This is a genomic window from Streptomyces sp. (assembly GCF_050698815.1).
In the GTDB taxonomy this organism is placed as follows: Bacteria; Actinomycetota; Actinomycetes; order Streptomycetales; family Streptomycetaceae; genus Streptomyces.
The window spans coordinates 1-5100 of sequence record NZ_JBOHCV010000776.1 but is presented as its reverse complement, the minus strand read 5'-3'; the positions used below and the strand labels follow the sequence as shown (position 1 = coordinate 5100).

General features: G+C 71.7%; 4 protein-coding genes and 1 pseudogene. 4 read left to right on the top strand and 1 reads right to left on the bottom strand.

Going from position 1 to position 5100, the window contains the following annotated elements:
- Positions 1-797, top strand: a 797-nt coding sequence (locus tag ACRDP3_RS27875; protein ID WP_431519795.1) for an exopolysaccharide biosynthesis polyprenyl glycosylphosphotransferase, incomplete at its 5' end; no start/stop codon positions are given.
- Here the strand turns inward: ACRDP3_RS27875 and ACRDP3_RS27870 are convergent.
- Positions 794-1765: a GDP-L-fucose synthase family protein gene (locus ACRDP3_RS27870; protein ID WP_431519794.1), complete on the bottom strand. Its 972-nt coding sequence runs from the start codon at positions 1763-1765 to the stop codon at positions 794-796. The two genes, ACRDP3_RS27875 and ACRDP3_RS27870, sit on opposite strands and share 4 nt — an antisense overlap.
- A gap of 98 nt (positions 1766-1863) precedes the next feature.
- On the opposite strand from ACRDP3_RS27870, the gene gmd reads away from it, so the two are divergent.
- The 3 genes and pseudogenes from gmd to ACRDP3_RS27855 all read left to right on the top strand — a co-directional run bounded on the left by gmd (position 1864) and on the right by ACRDP3_RS27855 (position 5092).
- Entirely contained in the window at positions 1864-2928 is a 1065-nt protein-coding gene (gene gmd, locus ACRDP3_RS27865; protein WP_431519793.1) for a GDP-mannose 4,6-dehydratase, read from the top strand.
- 71 nt (positions 2929-2999) lie between these two features.
- Positions 3000-4586: pseudogene (locus ACRDP3_RS27860) on the top strand (hypothetical protein); the annotation flags it as partial.
- Between the two features lie 17 nt (positions 4587-4603).
- A complete protein-coding gene (locus ACRDP3_RS27855) occupies positions 4604-5092 on the top strand; it encodes a hypothetical protein (RefSeq protein WP_431519792.1) in 489 nt (162 codons plus the stop codon).
- Positions 5093-5100: the final 8 nt, after the last annotated feature.

The following is a 5100-nucleotide window of genomic DNA, read 5'->3' as shown; positions in this document are numbered from 1 at the left end:
GGGCCGAGCTGGTGCTGATCGTGCCCGGCGCGCTGCTGACCGGCGACCGGCTGCGGCGGCTGTCCTGGGCGGCCCATGACGCCGGACTGCCGCTGGCCATCGCCTCCGGACTGACGGAGGTGGCGCTGCGCCGGGTCCGCCCCTCGACGGCCGCCGGGCTGAACCTGCTGCACATCGCGCCGCCCGTACGCGGCGGACCGCAGCTGGCGATGAAGACGGTGCTGGACCGGGTGGGCGCGGCCTGCGGACTGCTGCTGCTGGCACCGCTGTTCGCGCTGGTGGCCGCGGCCGTACGGGTCGGCTCGCCGGGCCCCGTGCTGTACCGGCAGACCCGGGTCGGGCACCTCGGCTCGCCCTTCACCATGTGGAAGTTCCGCTCGATGGTGGAGGCCGCCGACCGGCTGCGGCCGGCGCTGGCCGCTGCCGACGAGCAGGACGGGCCCATGTTCAAGATCCGCCGCGATCCACGGGTGACGCGGGTGGGGCGGCTGTTGCGCCGTACCTCGCTGGACGAGCTGCCGCAGCTGGTGAACGTACTGCGCGGCGAGATGTCACTGGTCGGGCCGCGGCCGCCGCTGCCGGAGGAGGTGGCCGGCTACGACACCGCCGCACTGCGGCGGCTGTGCGTCAAGCCCGGGCTCACCGGGCCCTGGCAGGTCGGCGGGCGCTCGGACCTGTCCTGGGACGAGAGCCTGGCGCTGGATCTGCGGTACGCGGACAACTGGTCGATCACCACCGACCTGGACCTGCTCGCCCGCACCGTCCGTGCGGTCGTCGACGGCCGCGGCGCGTACTAGGAAGCCGGGGAGAGCGAGTGCGAACGCAGCCACCACGCGTAGGTGTCCCGGATGCCGTCGGCGAGCCCGACCTGGGGCCGGAAGCCGAGCGCGCCGAGCCGGGAGACGTCCAGCAGCTTGCGCGGGGTGCCGTCGGGCTTGCCGGTGTCGAAGGCGATGCGCCCCTCGAAGCCGACCACCTCCCGCACCGTCCCGGCGAGTTCGCGGATGGTCAGGTCCTCGCCGCGGCCGACGTTGACCGGGGAGTCCTCGTCGTACTCCCGCAACAGCAGGGTGCAGGCCCGGGCGAGATCGTCGACGTGCAGGAACTCGCGGCGCGGTGTGCCGCTTCCCCACAGCACCACCTCCTCGCGCCCGTCCCGCTTCGCCTCGTGGAAGCGGCGGATCAGGGCGGGCAGTACGTGCGAGGTGGCCAGGTCGAAATTGTCGCCGGGGCCGTAGAGGTTCGTCGGCATAGCGGAGATGAACGACGCGCCGTACTGCCGCCGGTAGGCACCCACCTGCGCGATGCCGGCGATCTTGGCGAGCGCGTACGGCTCGTTGGTCGGCTCGAGCGGGCCGGTCAGCAGGGCCTCCTCGGTGATCGGCTGGGGGGCGAGCCTGGGGTAGATACAGGACGAGCCGAGGAAGAGCAGCCGGGCCACACCGGCGGCGTGCGCCCCGGCGATCACGCTCAGCTGGATGCGCAGGTTGTCCTCCAGGAAGGGCACCGGTTCGGTGCTGTTGGCCATGATGCCGCCCACCTTCGCCGCCGCCAGTACGACGGCGTCGGGGCGGGACCGGCGCAGAAAGCTCTCGGTGCCGGCGGCGTCGCGCAGATCCAGCGCCGCACGGTCGCGGGTGAGCACGTCGTGGCCCTCGGCGGTGAGCCGGCGGGCGACCGCGGAGCCGACCAGGCCGCGGTGACCCGCGACGAAGACCCGGGCGGAGCGAGGCAGCAGCGGGGTGGATGGCGCTATTTCCGTCATACCACCGAACCCTGCCAGATCCCCGGGCGGATGAGACCGGAATATCGGAACGCCGGGCGACGCCCGGCGTCGACGGGGAATGACGGAGGGCATCGCGAATGACCGGTACGACAGGGAGACGGACCCTGGGGGTCCCAGCGGCGAAGCCGGCGGGAAAGAGCGCGCTGATCACCGGCATCACCGGGCAGGACGGCTCGTACCTCACGGAGCTGCTGCTCTCGAAGGGCTACACGGTGCACGGACTGGTGCGCCGTTCCTCGTCCTTCAACACCGCCCGGCTGGACCATCTTTACCAGGACCCGCACGAGGAGCACCGGTCCCTGGTGCTGCACCACGCCGACCTCAGCGACGGAGTGGCCCTGGTCAACCTGCTGCGTGACCTGCGTCCCGACGAGGTCTACAACCTCGGCGCCCAGTCTCACGTCCGGGTCTCCTTCGACTCCCCGCTCTACACCGGTGACGTGACGGGCATGGGGGCGCTGCGGCTGCTGGAGGCGATCCGGGCCAGCGGCATCGACACCCGCATCTACCAGGCGTCGTCCTCGGAGATGTTCGGCGCGGCCCCGCCTCCGCAGAATGAGCGCACGCGCTTCCACCCGCGCAGTCCGTACGGCTGCGCCAAGGTCTTCGGCTACTGGGCGACGGTCAACTACCGCGAGGCGTACGACCTGTTCGCGGTGAACGGCATCCTCTTCAACCACGAGTCACCGCGCCGCGGGGAGACTTTCGTGACCCGCAAGATCAGCCGTGCGGTGGCCCGCATCGATGCGGGACTTCAGAAGCGGCTCTATCTCGGCAACCTGGACGCGGTGCGGGACTGGGGCTACGCCCCCGAGTACGTCGAGGCGATGTGGCTGATGCTCCAGCACGACACCCCGGACGACTATGTGGTCGCCACCGGGGAGGCCGGCACGGTGCGCGACTTCCTCGCCGCGGCCTTCGCGGTGACCGGGCGCGACTGGCGGGAGCACGTGGAGTTCGACGCGAAGTACGAGCGGCCCAGCGAGGTCGACGCGCTGATCGGCGACGCGGGGAAGGCCGAGACGGTGCTGGGCTGGAAGCCGACCGTGCTGTGGCCGGAGCTGGCGCGCGTGATGGTGGAGGCGGACATCAGCGCGCTGGAGGCGGAGCTGGCGGGCGCGACGGTTCGGGTAGACCGGTGAGCTCCAGTGAGCGCTCCAGTGAGCACAACCGCATGACACGGACAACTGAAGACACAAACCGAGGGGGGCTCATGAGGAGCCGCAGCAACAGATCACAAGGGCGGCGGGCGGTGACCGTCGGCTCGGTACTCGCGCTGGTCATGGGGTCGTTGACCGCCGTGCAGGCGGTCACCGGCGCACAGGACGCGGCGGCGCTCACCCCGCCCGTCGCGATGACCGCGGACGAGCTGCCGACCTGGCAGACGAACGGCATCGTCTGGGCGGCCGCCCAGGCGGGCGGTGTCGTCTTCGCCGGCGGCACCTTCTCCGCCATCCGCCCGCCGGGCTCTCCCGCGGGCAGCAACGAACGGCGGGCGCTCAACTTCGCGGCCTTCGACGCCGCGACGGGAGCGCCCACGGACTGCAAGCTGGACTTCACCATCGGCTCGGGCACGGCCAAGGTGGCCGCCCTCGCCGTCTCCCCCGACGGCGAAACCCTCTACGCGGGCGGCTCGTTCGGCGCCGTGAACGGCACGGGCGTGAGCAGTCTCGCGGCCATCGACATCGACACCTGCAAAGTGCGAACCGGCTTCCGGCCCGCCGTGCCCGCACCGGTGCGCGCCCTCGACGTCGCACCCGACGGGAAAACCCTCTACTTCGGCGGCGACTTCACCAAGGTGGCCGGGCAGGCCCGCGGGCGTTTCGCGGCGGTCACCGCCGGCGGCGCGCTGCTCCCCTGGAACCCGAAGGCCGACCGGCCGGGCCGCGCCCTGAAGGTGCTGCCGGGTACCGGCCCGGGCGGCGTCCAACGGGTCGCCATCGGCGGCGACTTCAACTGGCTCGGCACAACCACCTGGTCGCACGCGCTGGCCGTCGTCAACGCCACGTCGGGCGGGCTGGTCCGCTCGTACTCCGGATTCATCCATCCCGCCTCCGTCGTGAAGGCCATCACCTCCGACGCGACCGGCTTCTACACCGGAAACGAAGGCAGCGGCGGCGGTGTCTTCGACGGCCGGATCGCCTTGGACCTCGACGACCTGAACCAGCGCTGGCGCGACACCTGCCTCGGCGCCACGCAGTCCGTCGCGGTCTACCGCTCCGTGCTCTACAGCGGTTCGCACGCCCACGACTGCTCCTCGATGGGCGAGTTCCCCGAGGGCCCGCGGCGGCATCTGCTCGCGGAGTCGGTCGGCAATCCGAAGCTGCTCGGCTGGTTCCCGAACACCAACGGCGGCCTCGGGGAGCAGCTCGGGCCGCGGGCGATGACGGTCTCCCCGTCCGGCGGCACCGACTACATGTGGACGGGCGGCGAGTTCACCACCGTCGACGGCAAGGCGCAGCAGGGCCTCACCCGGTTCGCCAACACCCCCGACACCGGGGTTCCCTACGTGCCCTCGCAAGTCACCGCCTCCACCACGACAGCGGGCAAGGTGCGGCTGAACTGGCGCTCCAGCCTGGATCTGGACGACAGCAAGCTGACCTACCGCGTCTACCGCAACGGCAGTGCCACCCCGCTGCACACCACCACCGGCGAGTCCGTGCCCTGGCGGCGTCCGCAGCTGACCTTCACCGACACCTCGGTCACCCCCGGGTCGGCCTACAGCTACCGGATCACGGCAAGCGACGGCACCAACACCAGCGGGCTGTCCGCCAAGGTGACCGTCACCGCCCGGAGCGCGGCGGCCCTGGGGGCACGATGACGAGGGTACGGACAGCCCTGGTCGCGCTGGCCTCCGGTACGGCACTCCTGCTGACGGTGACGGGCTGCGCGGAGGGCGGCGGTGGCGACGACAGGCCGAAGCCGTCCAGCGCGCGGACCGCCGATGCGAGGGGCGAACAGGAGGCGCGGGCCGAAAGCCCGGGAAAGCCTGCCGCGTCGGCCAAGCCCAGGGCGGCCGAGACTTCCAGGACGCCCAAGGTCCCGAAGGGTCGACTGACCCCGGCGACGGGCTCGTTCACGAAGAAGCAGCAGAGGTATCTGGAGGGGCGGGTGCCCAAGGGCATCGATCCGGCGGCCATCGCGGTCAGCGGTGAGGAGATCTGCCAGCGCATCACCCGTACCGAGGAGGCGGACCGCAAGGCCGTCATCGACGCGATCAGGACCGGGGAGATCGCCGGCGCCAAGCCGGCGATCACCCATCTGTGCCCGCAGCACAAGGACCTGCTCACGGCGGCCGGCGCCTGATCCGGGCC